This window comes from Aquitalea sp. ASV15, assembly GCF_016429115.1.
GTDB classification, from domain to species: Bacteria; Pseudomonadota; Gammaproteobacteria; order Burkholderiales; family Chromobacteriaceae; genus Aquitalea; species Aquitalea magnusonii.
On sequence record NZ_JAELTZ010000192.1, the window covers coordinates 1 to 314 of the forward strand.

Here is a 314-nt window from a genome sequence, read left to right on the forward strand (position 1 = left end):
CCCCCCCCCCCCCCCCCCCCCCCCCCCCCCCCCCCCCCCCCCCCCCCCCCCCCCCCCCCCCCCCCCCCCCCCCCCCCCCCCCCCCCCCCCCCCCCCCCCCCCCCCCCCCCTTTTTAATGACCCGGCGCCCACCGAGATCTACACTGTTGTTCGTTCGTCGGCAGCGTCAGATGTGTATAAGAGACAGGCAATAAGCGACCATGCTCGCTGTAGCGCAAGGCATTGCTGAGAAAATTACGCAGGATGCGGCTGAGCAAGACCCAATCGCTGTACACCACGGCAGCACACAGATGACTGCGCAGGCTCAGCCCGCG

1 protein-coding gene is annotated in these 314 nt (G+C 71.0%); it reads right to left on the reverse strand.

Annotated features, from left to right (window positions below):
- Positions 1-113: 113 nt before the first annotated feature.
- Positions 114-314: hypothetical protein (locus JHD64_RS22125; protein ID WP_233170658.1), on the reverse strand; the 201-nt coding region annotated here is incomplete at its 5' end.